Source organism: Thermoanaerobaculia bacterium (genome assembly GCA_018057705.1).
GTDB lineage: Bacteria > Acidobacteriota > Thermoanaerobaculia > Multivoradales > JAGPDF01 > JAGPDF01.
Genome location: JAGPDF010000040.1, coordinates 22,669 through 43,549, shown reverse-complemented (window position 1 = coordinate 43,549; position 20,881 = coordinate 22,669). Strand labels below are relative to the sequence as shown.

16 protein-coding genes are annotated in these 20,881 nt (G+C 71.1%); 10 read left to right on the top strand and 6 right to left on the bottom strand.

The annotated features are described in order from the left end of the window. Nucleotides 1-133 precede the first annotated feature (133 nt). A complete protein-coding gene (locus KBI44_13265) occupies nucleotides 134-811 on the bottom strand; it encodes a metal-dependent transcriptional regulator (GenBank protein MBP9145450.1) in 678 nt (225 codons plus the stop codon). 87 nt (nucleotides 812-898) lie between these two features. Between KBI44_13265 and KBI44_13260 the strand changes: the two genes are divergently transcribed. From KBI44_13260 to KBI44_13245, 4 genes are read left to right on the top strand one after another with little or no spacing between them, the layout of a single operon-like run. After that, nucleotides 899-1,840: a zinc ABC transporter substrate-binding protein gene (locus tag KBI44_13260; protein ID MBP9145449.1), complete on the top strand. Its 942-nt coding sequence runs from the start codon at nucleotides 899-901 to the stop codon at nucleotides 1,838-1,840. A 35-nt stretch (nucleotides 1,841-1,875) separates the two neighbouring features. Next, entirely contained in the window at nucleotides 1,876-2,673 is a 798-nt protein-coding gene (locus KBI44_13255) for a metal ABC transporter ATP-binding protein (protein MBP9145448.1), read from the top strand. Nucleotides 2,674-2,683: 10 nt separating this feature from the next. After that, nucleotides 2,684-3,985, top strand: a complete 1,302-nt coding sequence (locus KBI44_13250) for a metal ABC transporter permease (GenBank protein ID MBP9145447.1) — start codon at nucleotides 2,684-2,686, stop codon at nucleotides 3,983-3,985. Then, nucleotides 3,982-4,881 carry a metal ABC transporter permease gene (locus KBI44_13245; GenBank protein ID MBP9145446.1) on the top strand — a complete coding sequence of 300 codons (900 nt, stop codon included), beginning with the start codon at nucleotides 3,982-3,984 and terminating at the stop codon, nucleotides 4,879-4,881. The genes KBI44_13250 and KBI44_13245 overlap by 4 nt, the downstream gene beginning before the upstream one ends. Before the next feature lie 16 nt (nucleotides 4,882-4,897). Here the strand turns inward: KBI44_13245 and KBI44_13240 are convergent, their stop codons facing one another. After that, the gene (locus KBI44_13240) at nucleotides 4,898-6,079 is read right to left on the bottom strand and encodes an HRDC domain-containing protein (protein MBP9145445.1); all 1,182 of its coding nucleotides are present in this window, start codon (nucleotides 6,077-6,079) and stop codon (nucleotides 4,898-4,900) included. A gap of 281 nt (nucleotides 6,080-6,360) precedes the next feature. Here KBI44_13240 and KBI44_13235 point away from each other — a divergent pair, with 281 nt between their 5' ends. Both KBI44_13235 and KBI44_13230 read left to right on the top strand, forming a co-directional pair. Beyond that, complete coding sequence (locus KBI44_13235) at nucleotides 6,361-7,692, top strand: hypothetical protein (GenBank protein ID MBP9145444.1); 1,332 nt, start codon at nucleotides 6,361-6,363, stop codon at nucleotides 7,690-7,692. Nucleotides 7,693-7,975: 283 nt separating this feature from the next. Beyond that, nucleotides 7,976-9,967 carry an aspartyl protease family protein gene (locus KBI44_13230; GenBank protein MBP9145443.1) on the top strand — a complete coding sequence of 664 codons (1,992 nt, stop codon included), beginning with the start codon at nucleotides 7,976-7,978 and terminating at the stop codon, nucleotides 9,965-9,967. A gap of 77 nt (nucleotides 9,968-10,044) precedes the next feature. Here the strand turns inward: KBI44_13230 and aqpZ are convergent, their stop codons facing one another. The 3 genes from aqpZ to KBI44_13215 form a co-directional block, all read right to left on the bottom strand. Continuing rightward, a complete protein-coding gene (gene aqpZ, locus KBI44_13225; protein ID MBP9145442.1) occupies nucleotides 10,045-10,737 on the bottom strand; it encodes an aquaporin Z in 693 nt (230 codons plus the stop codon). A 175-nt stretch (nucleotides 10,738-10,912) separates the two neighbouring features. Then, complete coding sequence (locus KBI44_13220; protein ID MBP9145441.1) at nucleotides 10,913-11,278, bottom strand: P-II family nitrogen regulator; 366 nt, start codon at nucleotides 11,276-11,278, stop codon at nucleotides 10,913-10,915. 4 nt (nucleotides 11,279-11,282) lie between these two features. Next, nucleotides 11,283-12,596 (bottom strand): ammonium transporter, encoded by a 1,314-nt coding sequence (locus KBI44_13215; protein ID MBP9145440.1) that lies wholly within the window; start codon nucleotides 12,594-12,596, stop codon nucleotides 11,283-11,285. A gap of 200 nt (nucleotides 12,597-12,796) precedes the next feature. Between KBI44_13215 and KBI44_13210 the strand changes: the two genes are divergently transcribed. The 4 genes from KBI44_13210 to KBI44_13195 all read left to right on the top strand — a co-directional run bounded on the left by KBI44_13210 (nucleotide 12,797) and on the right by KBI44_13195 (nucleotide 17,925). Then, a complete protein-coding gene (locus tag KBI44_13210; protein ID MBP9145439.1) occupies nucleotides 12,797-13,738 on the top strand; it encodes a dienelactone hydrolase family protein in 942 nt (313 codons plus the stop codon). Between the two features lie 252 nt (nucleotides 13,739-13,990). Then, on the top strand, nucleotides 13,991-15,505 hold the full coding sequence (locus KBI44_13205) for an FG-GAP repeat protein (GenBank protein MBP9145438.1): 1,515 nt from the start codon (nucleotides 13,991-13,993) through the stop codon (nucleotides 15,503-15,505). 64 nt (nucleotides 15,506-15,569) lie between these two features. Next, a complete protein-coding gene (locus KBI44_13200) occupies nucleotides 15,570-16,139 on the top strand; it encodes a sigma-70 family RNA polymerase sigma factor (protein MBP9145437.1) in 570 nt (189 codons plus the stop codon). A 229-nt stretch (nucleotides 16,140-16,368) separates the two neighbouring features. After that, a complete protein-coding gene (locus KBI44_13195) occupies nucleotides 16,369-17,925 on the top strand; it encodes an FG-GAP repeat protein (protein ID MBP9145436.1) in 1,557 nt (518 codons plus the stop codon). A gap of 8 nt (nucleotides 17,926-17,933) precedes the next feature. Here the strand turns inward: KBI44_13195 and KBI44_13190 are convergent, their stop codons facing one another. After that, entirely contained in the window at nucleotides 17,934-20,660 is a 2,727-nt protein-coding gene (locus KBI44_13190) for a protein kinase (protein ID MBP9145435.1), read from the bottom strand. Nucleotides 20,661-20,881: the final 221 nt, after the last annotated feature.

Here is a 20,881-nt window from a genome sequence, read left to right as displayed (position 1 = left end):
GCGCACGAGGACGTTGCCGCGACCGGCGTCGACAAGGACCGTGCCGGCGAGCAAGACGCCCGTCTGAAAGAGCGCAGCGGCGAAACCGGAGAGCCACAACGTCTTCCGGAGGCGAGGTCGCATGCGCCGGATCCTATGCCCTCTCCACGTGGATCTTCTCGGCGGCGCGCAGGCCGAGGCTCGCACGACGGGAGCGGATTCCCGAGTCGAGCTCCACCTCGAGCGTGTCGGCCGCGGGGTCGACCGCGAGAAGGCGGAGTTTCTTGCCGGGCCGCAGCCCCAGCTTCTCGACGACGCGCAGGAAGTCGGGAGACTGATCGGCGATGCGCGCCACGCGATAGCGCGCGCCGATCCTGCCGGCGGCGAGCGTCGGGAGGTCGGAGGCGTCGGTGGGCAGGGCGAGGGCCGCCGAGGGGATCGGGTCGCCGTGCGGATCGACCGAGGGGTGACCGAGCATCTCGTCCATTCTCTCGATCAGGCGCTCGGAGACAGCGTGCTCCAGTCGCTCGGCCTCGGCATGGACCTCGCTCCAGTCGATGCCCATGACCCGAACCAGGAAGAGCTCGATGAGCCGGTGGCGCCGGACGACGTGAAGCGCGAGTCGCCGGCCCGCCGCCGTGAGTCGAACGCCGCCGTAGGCCTCGTAGTCGACGAGATCGCCGTCGGCGAGCGTCTTCAGCATCGAGGTCACGGTGCCCGGCGTCACCGCGAGAGCCTGCGCGATCCGCCCGGTGGACACACGCCCTCCTCCCCCCACGAGCTCTTCGAGCAGGATCTGCTTCAGGTAGTCCTCGACCGTCGACGTCGCCATCGCGGGGAGGCTATCCCGAAAGAGAGTGGGGGGAAGGAAATGCGGCACCAACTTGACTTCTTGTCATGTCGAGAGCATACTTTTGATATGTCCAAATTACAACTTCGGGCTTCGGCCTTCATGGTCGTCGCCCTGGTCGCGCAGGGTTGCGCGCCGCCGGAGGCCGGGCGTGACACCACTTCCGGTCCGCTGCGCGTCGTCGCGACCACAGGAATGATCGGCGATGCGGCGCGGCGGCTCGGCGGCGAGCACGTCGCCGTCACAGCGCTGATGGGCCCGGGAGTCGACCCGCACCTCTACAAGGCGAGCGAGGGCGACGTCCGCCTCCTCGCCGACGCCGACCTGATCCTCTACAACGGGCTCCATCTCGAGGGCAAGATGGGCGACGTGCTGGTGAAGATGGCGCGCACCCGGCCGGTGGTCGCGGTGAGCGAGGATCTGCCGCGCGACGAGCTGCGCGAGCCGCCGGAGATGGCCGGTCAGTACGACCCGCACGTCTGGTTCGACGTCGCTCTCTGGGCGAAGACGTTGGCGCCGATCGAGCGCGAGCTCGCCCGCCTCGCACCGGCCCATGCTGCGACCTTCGCCGCCAACCGACAGGCGTACGAGGCTGAGCTCGCGGAGCTCGACGCCTGGGTCAAAGAGCTCATTGCGACCATCCCGGTCGAGCAGCGCGTGCTCATCACCGCCCACGACGCCTTCGGCTACTTCGGCCGCCGGTACGGTATTCGGGTCGTCGGCCTGCAGGGGATCTCGACGCTCGCCGAGGCGGGCTTGAAGGACGTCGACCGAGTCGTCGACGAGATCGTCGCCAAGCGAATTCCGGCGATCTTCGTCGAATCGAGCGTGCCGCGACGGGCGATCGAGGCGGTCGAGTCGGCGGTGCGCTCGCGCGGCCACGAGGTCGTGATCGGTGGCCAGCTGTTCTCCGACGCGCTCGGCGCGGCCGACTCCCCGGCCGGGAACTACCCCGGCATGGTGCGCGCCAACGTCGAGACGATCGTGCGCTCGCTGGGGGGAACGTTGTGAGCTCCCTGGCCGCCGGCGCACAAGCCGCGCCGCCTCTGCCGGCGATCGAAGTTCACGATCTGACCGTCGCCTACCGCACGCAGCCGGTGCTCTGGGATGTCGATCTCGCCCTGCCCGAAGGCAAGCTGATCGCGGTCGTCGGCCCGAACGGCGCCGGGAAGTCGACTCTGCTCAAGAGCGTTCTCGGCCTGGTGAAGCCGGTTGCGGGATGGGTGCGCATCTTCGGCGAGCCGGCCGAGAGCCGGCGCTCCTGGGTGGGCTACGTGCCGCAGCGCGAGAGCGTCGACTGGGACTTTCCCACCAGCGCGCTCGACGTGGTCACGATGGGAACCTACGGCCGACTCGGCTGGTTCCGCCGCCCCGGAGCGAAAGACCGTGCCCGCGCGCTCGACTGCCTGCACAAGGTCGGCATCCGTGATCTCGCCGGGCGGCAGATCTCGCAGCTCTCCGGCGGCCAGCAGCAGCGCGTCTTCCTCGCCCGCGCGCTGGCGCAGGAGGCGCGCCTCTATCTCATGGACGAGCCGTTCGCCGGCGTCGATGCGACGACCGAGCGCGCCATCGTGTCGCTGCTCAAGGACCTGCGGGCCGCCGGACGAACGGTCGTCGCTGTGCACCACGATCTGCAGACGGTGCCCGAGTACTTCGACTGGGTGGTGCTGCTCAACCTTCGCCTCGTCGCCGCCGGTCCGGTCGAGACGACCTTCACACCGGAGAACCTCCACGGTACCTACGGTGGCCGGCTGACGCTCCTTCAGCAGGCCGCGACGGCCTACCTCGAGCAGCGCCCGCGCGCCGCGGCCGGAAGCGTCGAACGCCCCGGTCCGGGACGCTGAGGCGGCACGCATGTCGCTCTCCTTCTCCGCACAGAACGTCGTCGCCGGCTCCGTCCTCCTGGGGGCGATCGGCGGCACCCTCGGCGCCTTCGCGCTCCTCCGGCGGCAGAGCCTGCTCGGCGACGCGCTAGCTCACGCGGCGCTCCCCGGCGTCGGGCTCGCCTTCCTGCTCACGCTGTCGAAGAGCCCACTGGTACTCCTTGGCGGAGCGCTCGTGTCGGGCATCGTGGGCGCCCTCGCGGTGCTCGGGATCGCGCGCTACTCGCGCATCAAGGAGGATGCCGCGATCGGAATCGTCCTCTCGGTCTTCTTCGGCTTCGGAATCGTGCTGCTCACCCACATCCAGAAGCTCCCGGCCGGCAACCAGAGCGGCCTCGACAAGTTCCTGTTCGGGCAGGCCGCCGCGCTCATGCGCAAGGACATCGTCCTCATGGCGATCGTCGGCACCGTGGTGATCGCCACCATCGCCCTGTTCTGGAAAGAGCTCAAGCTGGTGACGTTCGACCGCGGCTTCGCCGGCTCGATCGGCCTGCCGACCGGGCCGCTCGAGATCGTGCTCACGGCGGCCCTGGTCGTGACGGTGGTCGTCGGCCTCCAGACCGTCGGCGTGGTGCTGATGATCGCGACGCTCGTGACGCCGGCCGCCGCCGCGCGGCAATGGACCGATCGTTTCGGGACGATGGTGGTGCTCTCGGCCGGCATCGGCGCGCTCGCGGCCGCGGCCGGTGCGCTCGCCAGCGCCAGCGTCGATGCGCTGCCCACCGGCCCGGCGATCGTCCTCGCTTCGAGCGCCCTGTTGCTCGTCTCGCTCTTCTTCGCGCCGCAGCGCGGCCTGCTGCGCGCCTTCGGGCGGGAGCGCAGCCTGCGCCGCCGCATCCGCGCCGAGAACCTGCTGAAGGACCTCTGGCTCGAAGCCGAGCGCGAGGGCAAGCCCGGCGCCCTCGTACCGGTGCCGATCCTGATGGGCAAGCGCGGCAGCCGCGCCGCCGAGCTCGCGCACACCGCGCGCGGCCTCGCCCGTCGCGGCTTCGTGGCCCGCGACGGCGGCGATCTCGACCTGACCGCCGCCGGGCGGATCGAGGCCGAGCGCGTGGTGCGGAAGCATCGCCTCTGGGAGACCTATCTCGCGGAGCGCCTGCGCCTCCCGGCCGACCACCTCCACCGCGACGCCGAGACCATGGAGCACGCCCTGTCGGACGAGACCCTCGAGGAGCTCGACGCCAAGCTCGGCTATCCGTCGCACGATCCCCACGGTCGGGCGATCCCGCGCACCCACGCCCCGGCTCGCGCGCTCGCCGGGAGCGGCCAATGAACCCGACGGTCGTCATCCTCCTCGTCGGTTCGCTCGTCGCGGCTTCGACGGCGATTCTGGGCTGCTTCCTCGTGCTGCGGAAGATGGCGCTCCTCGGCGACGCGATCAGCCACGCCGTGCTGCCCGGCATCGTCCTCGCCTTCCTGCTCACCGGCAGCCGGTCGCCGCTGCCGATGTTGATCGGCGCCGGCGCGCTCGGGCTGTTCACCGTTTTCGCCGTCGAGCTGCTCGCGCGCTCGCGCCGGCTCGCCGAGGATGCCTCGATCGGCGTCGTCTTCCCGGCGCTGTTCTCGGTCGGCGTGATCCTGATCAGCCGCTACGCCGGGCAGGTCGATCTCGATCTCGACTGCGTGCTCTACGGCGAGATCGCCTATGCCCCCTGGGATCTCTGGCTGGTGGGCGAGCGTTCGATGGGACCGCGCGCGCTGTGGATGAACGGCGCGCTTCTCGCTGCGATCGTCCTGTTCGTGGCGCTCCTGTGGAAAGAGCTCAAGCTCTCGACCTTCGACCCGGAGCTCGCCGCGACGCTCGGATTCTCCCCCGTCCTCCTGCACTACCTCCTCATGGGCGCGGTTTCGTTCACCGTCGTCGGAGCCTTCGAATCGGTGGGCGCGATTCTGGTCGTGGCGCTCCTCGTCGTGCCGCCTTCGACGGCGTATCTTCTGACCGATCGACTCGGCCGGATGATCGCGATCGCGGTCGCCTGCGGTGTCGCCTCGACCCTGGGCGGCTACGCCCTGGCGCGGTCGCTCGACGCCTCCATCGCCGGCTCGATGGCGACGGTGGCCGGTCTGCTGTTCGCGCTCGCCTTCTTCTTCTCTCCGGCTCACGGGCTCGTGCCGCGCGCCGTCCGCCGGCGGCGGCTCGCCGGCGAGCCGCCGCCGCTCGCGACCTGACGGAGGCTCCGCCGCCCTAGCTTTGGCTCGCGGCGAGCGCGTCGAGCTCGGCGCCCAGGAGGCGGCCGCGAAAGCCGCCCACGCGCTCGGCGAGCGAACCTCCTCCGCCAGCGCGCCAGGAGTCGATGGCGCGGTCGCGCTGACGCCGCGAGAGGAGGAGCTCGGGGGAGAGCCCGACCTCGCCGCTGCGTCGAGCGACGAGCGCGGAGATCGCATCCTCGAACGCTCGGCGGCGCTCACGTTCCGCAGCGGGGAGACGAGCCGGTTCCGCGGGCGCCGTGCCGGCGTGGGCCGCGATGTTGGCCTCCGCGATCGCCTCCACCCAGCGCCCGGCATGCTGCGCATGGCGACGCGCCTCGTAGCCCGGGAGCTTGGCGATCTCCTGTGGTGTGAGGGCTGTGGGTCCGCTGTGGCCGCCGCTCCCGTCGAGGCGGGCGAGCGCCAGCAACGTCTCGTCGCGCATCAGGAAGGAGCGCGCGAGGTCGAGCCGGTCGGCCTCGCGGTCGCGCCAGGCGGCGAGGGCACGCGCCACGGCGCGGCCGCGCGGCGGCAGGCGATCGAGCCCCTTCACCCGCCGCCAGGCATCGGCCGGCAGGGCGGCGTCCGCTTCGAGATCGGCGAGCGCCGCCGAATCCTCGAGCGCCCACTCCAGTCTCCCGAGGGCGAGCAGGCGGCGTTCGAGCTCGGCCGCGGCGGCGCCCAGGTGCAGGACGTCTTCCCCGGCGTAGCGCAGCTGCGCGGGCGACAGCGGCCGGCGCAGCCAGTCGGTCCGGGTCTCGTGCTTGGGCAGCTCGACCGCGAAGAGCTCGCGGATCAGCGCGGCGTAGGAGAGCGACGGGCCCAGGCCGGCGAAAGCCGCGGCGATCTGGGTGTCGAAGAGGGGTCGCGGCGCAGCGCCGGTCGCGCGCCGCAGGATCGGCACGTCGCCCGAGCCCGAGTGCAGGACCTTGCGCGTGTCGGGCGCCTCGAGGAGCGCCGCGAGCGGCTGTAGGTCGGCGATCCGGACAGCGTCGACCAGCGCGATCTCGCCGCCGGCGGCGATCTGGATCAAGCCGAGGCGGGGCCGAAAGGTGCGCTCGAAGACGAACTCGGTGTCGAGCGCGATGTCGCCAGCGCCTCCCGCGGTGCCGGCAGCGCGCCAACGCTCGACACCCGCGGCGAGCTCGTCGGCCCGGTCGATCCAGAGCGGTTCGGTCAAGTGCAGGGCTCGCGGCGGGGCGTTCGCATCGGCACAGCCTATCCGCGACCGGGCTTTCCCTCGCCCACGACCGCCTGCTTCGACTCTTCCACCACGACCCGGCCCCGGCTGGATGCGATTCGTCTGGGCGCCCGGGAAGGGGCGAGCGCTCCGGCGACGGGCCCAGGGGGTCGCTGGTACGCTCCCCGGAACGAGTCACGGCCACTGCCCGAACGGTGCATCCTCGGGGCTCGCGTCGGTCTTGCCTGAGGCTGCGTGATCGGCCTCGAAGGAGTCGTGGAATGTCGAACCCAAGGCGCACCCTCTCGGTGTTGGCGCTCGCCTCGGCGCTCGTGGCGGTGTCGGCAACCCCGGCGTTGTCGCGGGCCCGGGAGTTGGTGCCTGCTACGGTCGTCTCGCCGCCGGCGCCGCCGCACGCGCTGTTCGTCTGGGCGGGTGACAAGGAAAAGAAGGGCAACGATTTCCTGCTCGTGATCGACGCCGACCCGCGCTCGCCGCAATACGGGCGGATGCTCGCGGCGCTCGAAACCGATCAGCGCACGGTGCGGCCGCATCACACCGAGTACACCATGCCTGCGAGCGGCATGCTGTTCGTCAACGATCACGACGCCGGGCGCACCTTCATCCTGGACGTGCGCGATCCGCTGCATCCGGCGGTCGCCGGGTCCTTCGGCGACATGGCCGGCTTCGCGCATCCGCATTCGTACGTCCGGTTGCCCAACGGCCATGTGCTGGTCTCCTTCCAGCACGATGCGATGCCGTCGATGCCCGCCATGGCCTCCGGGCCGCAGGCGGCGCAGACGGCGACGAAGGCGCGGACGCCACCGTTCGCGAATGCCGCGATGGGGAAGAGTGGCGGCCTGGTCGAGATCGACGATTCCGGCCGGGTCGTGCGCTCGTCGGGCAACGCCGATCTCGCCTTTGCCGACAACCTCCTGATGCCTTACAGCCTGGTCGTCCTGCCGCAGATCGATCGCGTGGTGTCGACCAACTCCTCGATGCACGATCCCGATCTGTTCAGTGGTACGACCTACCAGGTCTGGCGGCTGTCCGATCTGCGGCTGCTGCGGACGGCGTACTTCGACCCCGGCGAGCGGCTCTATGCCCACATCAGCCCGGAGGAGCCTCGCGTCGGCCCCGACGGCTCGGTCTTCGTGCAGACGCTGGCCTGCGGCGTCGAGCGGATCACCGGCATCGAGACCGACGCGCCCACGGCCCGGCTGGTGCACACCTTTCCGGGCAACTTCTGCGGTGTGCCGACGATCGTCGGCCAGTACTTCGTTCAGAGCGTGCCGGAGGTGAACGGCTTCATCGTGCTCGACCTCGCCGATCCCGCGCGCCCGGTCGAAGTGTCGCGGCTCACGATCAGCGATGCCTTCCGCCCGCACTGGACGGGATGGGATCCGGTAACCGGCCGCATCGTGGTGACGCCGGGCGGGGGCGAAGACAATCGCATGTACCTGCTGCAGCTCGACCCGAAGACCGGCGCGCTCTCCGTGGACGAGGCCTTCCGCGATACCGACGGCAAGACCGGTTTCAGTTTCGCGAAACGGCAGTGGCCCCACGGCTGGGAAGGCACCGGTCTGCCGCACGGCGCGGTCTTCTCCCGCTAGTCGCGTCCCGTCTGCGCCGGTCGAGTGGAACCCGGCACTCAGGCCTTGCCGTCGTCGGCGGCGCCGTGACCCGGAGCTCGCCGCCCTCGCCGTGCGTGGTCGCCGCTACCGGGGTGACCGCGTCGTTGTGGAGTCGCAGGCAGGGAACGCCCGGCGAGCTGGAGGGCTGCGAGCGGAAGATGTGCGATCCACGTCGCGTCGTGCGATGCTCGAACGAAACCGCGGCGGCAGCCCGGCGTACTTCCTCTAGCTGCCGCATCGCGCCAGCGCTGAGGGAGACGCCATGAACCCATTGCCACGATCCGCTTCCGCCGTGGGCGCGTTCCTGCTGGTCGCGTCTGCGGCAGCGTTCGCTTCCGGCACGGCCAGAGGGGCGCTCGCCGCCACGGACGCGGTCGCGAGCCCGCCAGTCGCCGAGCGCCTCGCGATCCCGCGCGACGCGCAGGCGCTGATCGATCTTCATGTCGTTTGGCTCGGTGGGTGGGCGGCAGTCGATGGGCTGCAGGACTTCGCACTCTCGGGGACGCTCGCGGTCTCCGGACTCTCCGGGAGCCTCACGATGCGCTCCCGCCGCGCCGGACAGTCGCTGCTCGAGTACGACCTCGGAGTGATCGCGGGCGCCGAAGCGGTGATCGGTGAGGGCGGTGCGAGCGGTGGTGGCGCCGCCGGTGGGTGGGAGCGCAACGCCAGCGGTCAGATCGAGCCGCTCGCGGTGGACAAGGTCTCCCGGCTCCTGCGGGAGAACGACCGGGCGTTCCTGGCTCACCTGCGTGGGAAGGGCGTCGCCGTAAGTCTCGCCGGGCCGATCGAGAAGGAGGGGAGCGCCGGGACACTCCTGCGCTTCGACTACCCCGACGGCGACCGGTTCGAGCTCCTCGTCGATCCGCGGAGCGGCGAGTCCATCTGGTCGCGCACCGTCACCGACGGACGCGAGACGTGGACCCGGCTCGGCGATTTCCGCGTGCTCCAGGGTGTGCGCTTCGCCGCCCGGCAGGAGAGCTTCGCCGAGCACGCCGCCGAGAATCAGGTCGTCGAGTGGCGGGAGATGAGCGCCAACGTCGGCCTCGCCGCCAAACTGTTCGCACGGCCGGCCGCGGGTGAGCGCCTGGCGCGGATTACCGGCGGGGTCGCTGGCTCCCCTGGCTCCCCTGGCTCCCCTGGCTCCGATACCCCGGCGGTCACCGAGTGGATGCCGCTCGATCTCTTCAAAGAGCGCTGGATCTACCTCCGCGGGCGAGTCAACGGCCGCGAGACCGACCTGCTTCTCGACTCTGGCGCCGGCATGAGCGTGCTCGACCGGGCTTTCGCCCAGAGCGCCGGGCTCGAAGCTGCGGGCGCCGTGGCGGCGCGCGGTACCGGCGGCGTCACCGAGGCGGGAATGGTCGAAGGCGTCACGCTCGACCTCGGGGGGCTCCGGATGGGGCCGATGGCCGCGGCCGTGATCGATCTTTCCGAAATCGCGCAGAAGAGCGGCCGGACGATGCCGATGATCCTCGGCAAGGAGCTGTTCCACGCCGTCGTCGTCGACGTCGACTATCCGGGGAAGAGGATCCGATTTCACGATCCGGCGCGGTTTCGCTATGCCGGCCCCGGGCGCTCCACCGAGCTCCTTCCCGGCGAGGACGGGCACAAGAGTGTGCGTCTCCAGATGGAAGGCGGTGAGCCGGTCGTGGTCGGCCTCGACACCGGCCAGGGCGGCGCGCTCACGGTCTTCGGACATTATGCGGAAGAGCGCGGCTTCCTCGCCGGGCGTCCGCTCTCCGAGGCGAAGAGCGGCGGCGTCGGCGGCTTCCGGATCTCGAAGACGGGCACCCTCCGTTCCGTGACTCTCGCCGGCTTCGAGATCCCGAACGTGCCGGTCACGTTCCACACCGAGAACCTGAAAGGGGCGTTCGACACCCGGCGCCAGGCAGGCAATCTCGGCGCCGGCCTCCTCAACCGGTTCCGCGTGCTGTTCGACTACGAGAACGCCCGGCTCTGGCTCGAGCCCGGCCCGGCCTCCGTCTTCACCGAGCCCTTGCCGCGCGACCGCACCGGGCTGCAGTTCGAGATCGACGGCACCGAGCTCGTGGTCGTCTTCGTCGCGCCCGGCAGCCCGGCGCAGGAGACGGGGTGGGTCGAAGGCGAGCGCGTCCGGGCCCTCGACGGCGAGCCGGTGGGACCCGACTGGTGGCGCATCGTCGCCGGCTGGATGCACGCCGCCGACGGCACACTGGCGCGCCTCACGCTCGCCGACGGCCGCGAGCGCACCCTGCGCCTGCGCGCCTACTATTAGCCCGCTGCCGCGGCATTGCCGACCTCGGGGCTGGGCGAACCGGCCGCTCGCCGCCCGCCCGGGTTCGAACCCGCTGCTCAGGCCTTGCCGTCGCCGGCGATGGCGCGGTAGAGCACGGCGCCGAGAGCGCCGCCGACGATCGGCGCGACCCAGAACAGCCAGAGCTGACCGACGGCCCAGTCGGCGGCGAAGAACGCCACGCCCGTGCTGCGCGCCGGGTTCACCGACGTGCCCGTGACCGGGATGCTGATCAGGTGGATCAGGGTCAGCGCGAGGCCGATGGCGAGCGGCGCGAGACCAGCCGGCGCGCGCTTGTCGGTGGCCCCCATGATGATGAACAGGAAGAACATCGTCATCACCACCTCGGTGACGAGGGCCGCCGTCAGCGAGTAGCCACCCAGCGAGTGCTCGCCATAGCCGTTGGCGCCAAAGCCGGCCGTGGCGTCGAAGCCCGCCTTGCCGGAGGCGATCACGTAGAGCACCGCTCCGGCGGCGAGGCCCCCCAGCACCTGCGCAACGATGTACGGCAGGAGCTGCCCGGCCGGGAACCGGCCGCCTGCGTACAGGCCGATCGAAACGGCGGGATTCAGGTGACAGCCGGAGACGTGGCCGATCGCATAGGCCATGGTCACCACCGTCAGTCCGAATGCGAACGCTACGCCCAGCATTCCGATTCCGATGTCGGGAAACTTCGCAGCCAGGACAGCGCTGCCGCATCCACCCAGCACGAGCCAGAATGTTCCGAGGAATTCAGCTCCCAGTTTGTGCATCACCACTCCCTTGGTCATGAAATTGTCAACGTCTTGTCCGACCGGATGGCACGGGAGTATAGACCCGGCCGCGGACCTTCCGGCTGGGCCACCCGGCCGCGTGCGGTTATCTCGGCGGTCTCGTCGCGGCGCTGGTTGCTCGCGCGGCTACCGGCCCCGCGGTGAGCCGCTCGCGCTAAGAGTCCGCAGCCGCCGCCACCGGGGTGACGGCGTCGATGTCGGTCTCGCCGGTGCGGATGCGGACGACGCGTTCGACGGGCAGGACGAAGATCTTGCCGTCGCCGACCTCGCCGGTGCGCGCGGCGGTGAGGATGGCGTCGACGGTGACATCGACAAAGGAGTCCGAGACGCCGATCTCCAGGCGCACCTTCTCGACCAGCTCCATCTTCACCGTCGTGCCGCGGTAGGTCTCGACCGCCTCGGTCTCGCCGCCGTGCCCCTGCACGCGCGAGATCGAGAGGCCGGTGACTTCGGCGCGGAAGAGCGCCTCGAGGACGTCGGAGAGCCTCTCCGGGCGAACGATCGCGGTGACCAGTTTCATCGCATCAGGCTCCCGCCGCAGCACCGGCTGGGCGCGCCCCAGAAGTGAGATCGCTGGAGATCTCGCCGGCGGGAGTTGAGGGTGCCCGCCGCGGCGGGTCGAGCACCAGAATCGCCCCTTCGCCGCTGCCGTAGGCCTCTTCGCCGTGGAGCTCGACGTCCAGCCCGCGCCCCTGCAGCCGGCTGTCGGCGGAGAGCGGCAGGACGACCGCGAGGAGCCGCAGCAGCCCCCAGGTGGCGGCGCCCGAGTAGAGGAAGGTGGCGACGACCGCGATCGCCTGCTTGCCGACGAGCGCCGCGTTGCCTTCGAGGAGTCCCGCTGTTCCCCCCCAGGCGGCGCTCGCGAAGACGCCGGTCAGGAGCGCGCCGGTCAAGCCTCCGAGACCGTGCGCCGCGACCACGTCGAGCGAGTCGTCGAGGCGTGTGCGCGAGCGGTAGAGGATGCCGAAGTAGGAGGGGAAGGCGGCGAGCGCTCCGAGCACGAGCGCCGCGAGGGGCGAGACGAAGCCGGCCGCCGGAGTGATCGCGACCAGCCCCACCACCACGCCGGTGGCGGCGCCGACCGCGGTGACCCTCCGGGTCCGCAGGCGATCGAGCGTCATCCAGACCGCGAGCGTCGCGATGGGGGCGAGCAGCGTGTTGGTGAAGGCGACGACCGCCGAGGCGTTGGCGGCAAGGGCGCTCCCGGCGTTGAAGCCGAACCAGCCGAACCAGAGGAGGGCGGCGCCCAGCAGCACGAAGGGGACGTTGTGCGGCAGGAGCGCCTGGCGCCCGTAGTCGCGACGCGGGCCGAGGACCCGGGCCGCGACGAGGGCCGCGGCGCCGGCGTTGACGTGCACCACCGTGCCGCCGGCGAAGTCGAGCGCTCCGAGGGTTCCGAGCCAGCCGCCTCCCCAGACCCAATGGCAGATCGGGGCATAGACCACCAGAGTCCAGAGGACGGAGAAGGCGACGAACGCCCCGAAGCGCATGCGCTCGACCACCGCGCCGGAGACCAGCGCCACGGTGATGATCGCGAAGGTCCCTTGATAGGCGAAGAAGAGGAGATGGGGGATCGTCCCCCTGGCTTCGACGCCGATGCCGGCGAGCAGCGCGAAGTCGAAGCCGCCGAGAACGCTCGAACCCGGGGCGAAGGCGAGCGAGTAGCCGGCGAGTGCCCACGCCAACCCCGCCCCGGCGAGCGCCGCGAAGCTCATCATCATGGTGTTGAGCGCGTTCTTGGATCGCACCAGCCCGCCGTAGAAGAAGGCGAGCCCGGGGGTCATGAGCAGCACCAGGGCGGTCGCCACGAGCATCCAGGCGGTGTCGGCGGGGGCCATCGGGACAACTTCGGGAGTCATCGGTGAGCTCCTTGGGCAGAGAGGAATTATCCACGGTTTAGTGTACTTGTCAACACAATTACTCTAAAGCGCGCTCTTTTTAGACTAACCCAACAAGAAATTAACTTATGTATGCGCCTCGGTCCGCGAGGCCATCTCCTTCGGCGGGTCGGGTAGGCTCCCGTGCGGGAGGTGGGCCGATGACGCAGGGACCGCGCAAGACCGCGCACGACTACGACCAGGAGCTGCTGGCCCTCTTCGATGCCTACGTTCACGGCGACATCGATCGCCGGAAGTTCCTCGAGCGCGCCGCGAAGTTCGCCGTCGGCAGCGTCACCGCCGCGATGCTCCTCGACCAGCTCTCCCCCGATTTCGCGCACGGGCTGGTCCTGCCGCCCGACGACGCGCGCCTCGTGACCGAACGGGTCGAGATCGCTTCGCCCTCCGGGCACGGCCCCGTGCGCGCCTACTTCGTGCGTCCGGCCGCGGCGAAGGACAGACTCCCCGGGGTTCTGGTCATCCACGAGAATCGCGGCCTGAATCCCCATATCGAGGATGTCGCGCGGCGTCTCGCGCTCGCCGGTTTCGCGGCGTTGGCCCCCGACGCGCTGACCTCGCTCGGCGGCTATCCGGGGAACGAGGACGCCGCCCGTACCCTCTTCCAGAAGCTCGACCCGGAGAAGTCGCGCGCCGATTTCGTCGCCGCGTTCGAGTGGCTGCACAAGAGTGCATCGACGACCGGACGCACGGGCGCGGTCGGCTTCTGCTGGGGGGGCGGAATGGTCAACTGGCTGGCCACGCGGCGCGTCGACCTGCTGGCTGGCGTCGCGTTCTACGGCAGCTCGGCCGACCCAACGGAGGTCGCGAAGATCCGCGCGCCGCTGCTCATCCAGTCCGCCGAGGTCGATCCACGCATCAACGAGAGCTGGCCGGCGTTCGAGGCGGCCCTCCAGGCCGCCGGGGTGCGCTACGAGCGCCATCTCTATCCCGGCACCCAGCACGGCTTTCACAACGACACCACCCCGCGCTACGACGCGGCCGCGGCGAAGCTCGCCTGGGAGCGCACGATCGCCTTTTTCGAGCGTCATCTCGCCCCGGCGACCGCAGGATCTGCAGCGCCGCCGCCTCTGCCCGCTCCCTGAGCGAGCGCTCGGTCGGCCGGGAGGTGCCGAGCGCCCCGAACGCCTCGATCGCCTGTCGCCTCCCGCTGCAGATTTTCGATCCATCTCACTGTCGGGCCGGTCAGGGGCGCGAGCGCTCCCGGCGGGGGCACGGCTTGCAGGAGGGCGTCCGCAGCGGGCAACCCGCCCGGTGCCGGAGCGACCTCCGGAAGAGGTGAGATGCGACCCACTTCGGAGAGAGCTGCAGTACTGTGCTGTCTGGGATGGATTGCGATGCTGGGCGGCCTTCAGGCTGCCGGAGTCGGCCTTTCGCCCGTCCGCTCCCGGTTCCTCGAGAACCCGACGATCGGCAACACGGGTCCGCAGGAGGGCGACGGCTTCGCCCATGCCCTCGCCGCCGGCGACTTCAACGGCGACGGTCGCGACGACCTCGCCGTCGGGATTCCCTACGACTCGGGGCTCCTGGCCGCGCCGGTCTTTCAGAGCGGCGCTGTCATCGTCTACTTCGGTGACGCCGAGGGAACCTTCGCAACGGCCGCGCCGCGCCGGCTGGCTCAGTTCGGCGGTGGTCTCGAGTCGGTCGACCACCACGGGCTTGCCCTCTGCGCCGGCGACTTCGATGGCGACGGCTTCGACGACCTCGCGGTCGGCGCGCCGAGCGAAGCGATCGGAGCGCTGGACGACGCCGGGGCCGTGTTCGTCTATCCCGGGTCCGCGGCCGGCCCGTTCCACGACGACTTTCTGCTCTTCACGCAGGAGACGGTCGGCATCCCGGAGGGCGCCGAAGCGGGCGACCGGTTCGGATTCGCGATCACGAGCGGCGACTTCGACCACGACGGCTTCGACGACCTCGTGATCGGCGCGCCCGGCGAGACGCTGAACGGTCAGCAGGCTGCGGGGTGGGTGGTGGCGATTCCCGGCTCGGCCTCCGGACCGGAGGCCGCCGCCGCCTTCGGTTTGAGCCAGTTCGAGCTCCCCGGCGAGCCCGAGACCACCGACGGCTTCGGTCTCGCGCTCGCCGCCGGCGACTGGAACGGCGATGGCTTCGACGAGCTGGCGGTGGGCGCGCCGGGCGAAGACCTCGGGGCCGGCGTTCTGCACGTGCTGTTCGGCGGCGCCAGCGGCCTCACCCCGTCGGGCTCCGCGGTGCTCGACGACTTCCTGCTCGGTGGCTTCACGGAGCCCGGCGACCGGTTCGGCGCCGCAGTCGCATTCGGCAACCTGAACGGCGACGCGTTCGACGAGCTCCTCGTCGGGGTCCCGTCCGAAGACCTCCCGGTGCTGGGCGGCGGCACGCTCGCGGAAGCCGGTCAGATCGTCATCGCCTATGGCCATGCCGGAGTTCCCGCGATCGGCCTCGTCCAGCACCTGCGGGAGGACAATCTCCAGGGCGCGAGCGAGGCGAGTGACTTCTTCGGAGCGACCCTCGCGGCAGGGGACTTCGACGGCGACGCCTTCGACGAGCTCGTGATCGGCCATCCCGGCGAAAATGCGGTCTCCGGGGCGTTCACCGTGGTCGGCGGCTCGGGGGATGGAGTCGACATCTCCCGCCGGCGGCGCTTCGCCTCCGCCTTCGACGGAGTCCCTGGCAGCCCGCCGAACGGCTTCGCACTCTCCCTGGCCGCGGGCGACTTCGACGGCGACGGTTTCGTCGATCTCGGCGTCGGCGCTCCCTATGCGACCGTCGACGGTGTCGAATTTGCCGGATCGGCGGTGGTCCTCCCGGGCGCGCTGTTCGCCGACGGTTTCGAGTCCGAGGACTCGGGGTACTGGCAGGACTCGCGCTGAGGGCCGGCGCGCCGGCAGGGGCCGGGTTCGCCGTGGTTCCGCGGGTCGGTTAGCATCGGTCGCGGTGAGCCCGGAAAACGACTCGTCGCTGCGGCAGATCTTCGAGCGCGCCGAAGGCGGCGACGCAGCGGCGCGCGAGTCGCTCTTCACGCTGCTCTACGACGAGCTCCATCGCCTCGCCCATGCCAACGTCGCACGAGCGCGCGGCGCGATGACCTGGAACACGACGACGCTCGTGCACGAGGCCTATCTCGGCATTTCGCGTCGCGAGGGGCTGGCCTTCGTCGACGAGAACCGCTTCCTGGGCTACGCGGCGCGCGCCATGCGCGGGTTGGTGATCGACGAGATTCGGGCCCGCCGCACGCGCCGGCATGGTGGCGACGTCGCCTTCGTCCCGCTCGCCGAGGCGGCGATCGCCGCCGCCGGCTCGCCGGATGAGGTGGAGCGCCTGGGCGACGCACTTGCCGACCTGGCGAATCTCGAGCCGGCGCTCGCCGAGCTCGTCGACCTCTCCTTCTTCTGCGGTTTCACTCTCGCCGAGATCGCGGACCTGCGCGGCGTCTCCGAACGCACCGTGCAGCGCGACTGGGCGAAAGCGCGGCTGCTGCTCCACACCGCCCTCGAGCGCACCTGAGCGGGCGCGGGCGGCTGGCCCTGTCGTGTTTCCGGGCGCGCCCTCGATCCAACTCCGAGACGGTCGCCCGCCCGGGTCGCCATGGCCCGAGGCGCAGCGCAGCCGAGAAGGAGCCACGACGATGCATCGAAACTTCCGAGGCCAGCCCTCGTCGCGGGGCCCGCGAACGCACGGCGCGCGGCATCGAGGGGTCCGCACGGCCGGCCGCTGCCTTGTCCTGGGCGCTACGTTGCTCGCCGTCGAACTCTCCGGCCAAGACCTGAACGTCGGCCTCTCGCCGGTGCGTTCTCACCGACTGGCGAACGTGACGATCGGCGATCTGGGTCCGCAGACGAACGACCGATTCGCGCAGGCACTCGCTGCGGGAGATCTCGACGGCGACGGTTTCGACGACCTGGCGGTCGGAATCCCGCAGGATGACGGTCCCTTGGCGGCGCCGGTGGCCAACAGCGGCGGCGTGTCGGTCTACTTCGGGGCCGGCGACACCGGAATCGCAGGAGCGCCGCCGCGTCGGATCGCCCAGTCGGGCTCCGGATACGAGGTCAACGATCGGCACGGCCACGCGCTGGCGATCTGTGACTTCGACGGCGACGGGTTCGCCGACCTCGCCGTCGGCGCGCCCGGCGAGGGCCTCGGAGCGATCGACGCGGCGGGCGCCGTCTTCGTCTACCCGGGTGACGCCGGTGGGCCCGTGGTGGGGGCCTTTGCGCTGTTCACGCAGGCCACCGTCGGCATCGCCGATACCGCGGAGGCGGGCGACGCCTTCGGCGCTGCGCTCGCCTGCGGCGACTTCGACAACGACGGCTTCGCCGACCTGGCGATCGGCGCGCCGTCCGAGGACGTCGGGGCCGCCGTGAACGCCGGCTGGGTGGCCGTCCTTCGTGGGTCGGCCGCTGGTCTCTCGGCGACGGGAACTCACACCTTCACCCAGGGCGGACCGGACGTCGCTGACGATCCGGAGCCGAACGACCAGTTCGGAGCGAGCCTCGCGGCCGGTGACTTCGACGGCGACGGGTTCGCCGACCTTGCGATCGGGGTGCCGGGCGAGGAGCTCTCCGCGGGAGCGGTCCACGTGCTCTTCGGCGCGTTGGCCGGCCTCACCGGATTCGAATCGCTGGATTTCACCGACGCGACTCTCGGCGGACTGACGGAGGCGGGAGACAACTTCGGGCTCACGCTGGCGTTCGGCGATCTCGACGGCGATGGGTTCCACGATCTGGTGGTGGGCATTCCGCTCGAGACGTTCGCTTCGAGCGGTGGCCCGATCGTCGAGACCGGGCAGGTCGCGGTCGTCCGTGGATCGGTCACGCCCCCCGGACCGGTCTCCTACTGGGCCGAGAACAACATCCACTTTCCGGGGGCGAGCGAGGGGAACGACCGGTTCGGACTGGCGCTCGCGGTGGCCGACTTCAACGGCGACGGCCGCGCAGACTTCGCCGCCGGCCACTCCGGAGAGGCGATCGGTTTCGCGCAGGACGGCGCCGTTACGGTGATGGTCGGCACCGCCGACGGACCCGCGCCCACGGCGGGCCGTCGACTCTTCGCCGCCGGGGCTGACGGCTTCCCGGGACCGCCGCCGCCGGGTTCGCCGGGGCGGGAGCTCGGCCGCGCGCTGGCCGCCGGGGATTTCGACGGCGACGGTTACGCCGACCTGGCGATCGGCGCTCCGCACGAGACGATCGAGGGCGTTACCGGAGCGGGTACGGTGACCGTACTTCCCGGCGCCCAGTTCGCCGACGGCTTCGAGCACGAGGTGCCCCTCGCCCCCTGGGCGATCGATCCGTAGGCGCGGCGCTAGCCCGGCGCGGTGAGCGCTGCATGGAGCGCCAGCGCCCGCCGCGTCTCCGGGGCGTCGTCCCCCATCGAGGCTCGCAAGTGATCGAGGGCCCGTGCGATCGCCGCGCGGGCCCGGACCGGATCTCCGGAACCGGCCGCCGCCCGGGCCAGCTCGAGCTCGGCGAGACCGACGCCGCGCGAGTGCGAGAAGTCTCCCAGCCGCTCACGAGCCGCGGCCAGGGCCGGTTCGGCCTGGGCTTGCGCCTCCTCGAATCGACCGAGATCGTTGAAAGCGCGCGCCAGCAGCAGCCGCGTCGGCGGGATCTCGCGCGGCCGTTTCGCTGCCTCGAAGGTCGCGAGCGCGCGGGCCGCGAGCTCGACCGCTCGCGCCGGACTCCCGCGCTCGACCTCGGCCGCGGCGCCGTACCACTCTCGCCAGCCAGTGAACCAGGCGGGAAGTGCGGGGCTCGCAGCGGTGAGCCGATCGAGCTCCGCGAAGCGCTCGTCGGCTGCCCCCGGCATTCCGGCTTCCGCGTACAACCGGCCGGCATAGACGAGCGCCCAGAACGAGATTGCCGCTCCCTCCGAGCTGCGGGCCCGCTCGACGGCCTCGTCGATGGCGGCGAGCGCTTCGGCGTGGCGCCCGGCCAGAGAGAGCGCACTTCCCAGGACCCAGAGCTGATTCGGAGACGGCCCCGTCCCGGGGTCGACCTCGCGCGCCAGGGCCACGCCGCGCTCCGACTCGAGAAGCGCGCGACGGATCTGACCCGCGCTCTGCAGAGCGACGGCCCAGTTGTGGTGGAGGGTGGCCGCGGTTCGGGTCCGTTCTCGCCGCTGCGACCGGAAGAGCTCGAAGAGTTGCTCGTAGGTTCGGCTCGCCGCGTCGTAGCGGCCGAGCTCCGTCTGGATGAGCGCGAGCGCATTCAAGGCGTTGGCGCCCCGGCCCGGCGGCCCGGGGCGTGCGCGCTCGAGGGCGAGCGCAGCCTCTGCGGCCGCGACCGCCCGGTCGAGCTCGCCGAGCCGGCGCGCGACGATCGCCTCGGCGAGCCGGCAACGGGCAAGCTCTGCCGCCGGCTCGCTGGCGCCTTGGAGCTCCCGCAGGGACTCCTCGAGCAGCTGCCGGGAAAGGTCCATGTCGCGGTCCACCAGCGAGACGGCGAGCTCGCACCCGGCGACCGCGCGCAGGCGCGGGTCGCTCGTCTCCCGGGAGCGCTCGTAGGCGCGTTCGAGAGTTCGGCGCCAGCTCGCGAACTCCGAAGTCTCGTAATAGCGCTCGGAGAGGACGAGGAGCATGTGCGCCTGCAGGTCGGGCGCTCCGGCAAAGCGCCCCTCGATCATCTCTTCGCCGCGGCGCAGCACCTCGCTCTTGCGGATGGGCTCGGCTCCAGGGGTCGCCTCGGAGAGGAGAAAGGCGGAGAGGTCGTTGGTGATCTCGGCCCGATAGAGCTCCTCGAGCGCGCGATCCCGCTGGTGTTCGGAGCGGCGCGCCTGCCGCACGGCGATGGCGGTCGAGGCCACGAGCGACGCAGTCACGACCACGGCGGCGGCGACCTCGAGACGGTGGCGCGCGACGAGCTTGCGCACCCGATAGCCGAAGCTGTCGCGGCGCGCCCGCACCGGCTGGTCGTGAAGGTGGCGCCGCAGGTCGTCGGCGAAAGCCGCGACGGTGAGGTAGCGCGCCGCCGGGTCTCTCTTGAGGGCCTTGGTGACGATGGTGTCGAGGTCGCCCGCCAGGGTGCGAGCCAGCTGTTCGCGGGTGGGTGCGCGCAGCGTGAAGCGGTCGGCTTCGCCGCCTCGATTCCCGGCGCGGCGGATGCGCTCGCTCATCCGCGGCGGATCGGCTGTCGTGATCGCGCGAACGAGCTCCGCTGTCGAGGCCCGTGCCCGAGTCGTCGGATGCTCGCCGGTCAGCAACTCGTAGAGCAATACGCCGAGGGCGTAGACGTCGACGGCGGTGGTGATCGGCCCCCCCTCGAGCTGCTCGGGGGCCGCATACTGCGGCGTGAGCGCGCGCGCCGCCGTCTGCGTGCGGAGGCTGGCCTCGCCGGAGGCGGCGTCGAGCAGCGTTGCGATGCCGAAGTCGAGCAGCTTCACCCGTCCGTCACGGTCGACCAGAATGTTCGACGGCTTGAGGTCGCGATGCACCACGAGGCTCGAGTGGGCGGAAGCCACCGCCTCGGCGACCTGCAGGAAGAGGACCAGGCGCGCGCCGACGTCGAGCCGGCGCGCGTCGGCGTAGCGGTCGATGGGTTCGCCGTCGACCAACTCGAGGACGAGGTACGGCTGCCCGGCCTCCGACACGCCGGCGTCGTAAAGCCGCGCGATTCCGGGGTGGGTCAGGCGGGAGAGGATCGTTCCCTCACGGCGGAAGCGCTCGGCCCCCTCGCCCTCGATCAGGGACGGATGGAGGAGCTTCACCGCGACCTCACCTTCGAAGCGGCCATCGGCCCGCGTTGCGCGCCAGACGCTGCCCATACCCCCGGCGCCGATGCGCTCGATCAGTTGGTAGGAGCCGAGGTTCTGACCGGCGAGCGATCGCGCCGGCGTGCGTGCCGCAGACGCGAGGAAGCCGGAGGCGGCCGCCCGCTCGTGGACTGCCAGCGCCTCTTCCAGGGCGGCCGCGAGGTCGGGCTCCGAGTCGAGCAACGTCGCGACCAGCGCCGAGCGCTCCTGCGAGGAGAGCTCGAGGGCACGGTCGAGCAGCGGCGAGAGCCGCCGCCAGAGCGCGTCGTCGAGAAGGCCCATACGAAGGGTGGATCGTAATCCAAACCCGAAACCCGCCGCGGCCCCCCCTCCCCCGAAGGGGCGCCTGCGGTCCATCACCTTCGTCGGACCCGCCCGGAGCGCTCGCGACAGTCTCCACTGGCGGCTCGCCCACCCCGATCTCGATACATCTCGATGAGCCGGCGGATCCGACCTCCGGCCGCGTCGGTTCGCGCCGTGCGCGCGTCGTTCACGCTTCGATC

What these genes read in the sequence shown, in the direction of transcription:
- KBI44_13265 (MBP9145450.1), bottom strand. Translation starts at nt 811, where the DNA reads ATGGCGACGTCGACGGTCGAGGACTACCTGAAGCAGATCCTGCTCGAA.
- KBI44_13260 (MBP9145449.1), top strand. Translation starts at nt 899, where the DNA reads ATGTCCAAATTACAACTTCGGGCTTCGGCCTTCATGGTCGTCGCCCTG.
- KBI44_13250 (MBP9145447.1), top strand. Translation starts at nt 2,684, where the DNA reads ATGTCGCTCTCCTTCTCCGCACAGAACGTCGTCGCCGGCTCCGTCCTC.
- KBI44_13245 (MBP9145446.1), top strand. Translation starts at nt 3,982, where the DNA reads ATGAACCCGACGGTCGTCATCCTCCTCGTCGGTTCGCTCGTCGCGGCT.
- KBI44_13235 (MBP9145444.1), top strand. Translation starts at nt 6,361, where the DNA reads ATGTCGAACCCAAGGCGCACCCTCTCGGTGTTGGCGCTCGCCTCGGCG.
- KBI44_13230 (MBP9145443.1), top strand. Translation starts at nt 7,976, where the DNA reads ATGAACCCATTGCCACGATCCGCTTCCGCCGTGGGCGCGTTCCTGCTG.
- aqpZ (MBP9145442.1), bottom strand. Translation starts at nt 10,737, where the DNA reads ATGCACAAACTGGGAGCTGAATTCCTCGGAACATTCTGGCTCGTGCTG.
- KBI44_13220 (MBP9145441.1), bottom strand. Translation starts at nt 11,278, where the DNA reads ATGAAACTGGTCACCGCGATCGTTCGCCCGGAGAGGCTCTCCGACGTC.
- KBI44_13215 (MBP9145440.1), bottom strand. Translation starts at nt 12,596, where the DNA reads ATGGCCCCCGCCGACACCGCCTGGATGCTCGTGGCGACCGCCCTGGTG.
- KBI44_13210 (MBP9145439.1), top strand. Translation starts at nt 12,797, where the DNA reads ATGACGCAGGGACCGCGCAAGACCGCGCACGACTACGACCAGGAGCTG.
- KBI44_13205 (MBP9145438.1), top strand. Translation starts at nt 13,991, where the DNA reads ATGCTGGGCGGCCTTCAGGCTGCCGGAGTCGGCCTTTCGCCCGTCCGC.
- KBI44_13190 (MBP9145435.1), bottom strand. Translation starts at nt 20,660, where the DNA reads ATGGGCCTTCTCGACGACGCGCTCTGGCGGCGGCTCTCGCCGCTGCTC.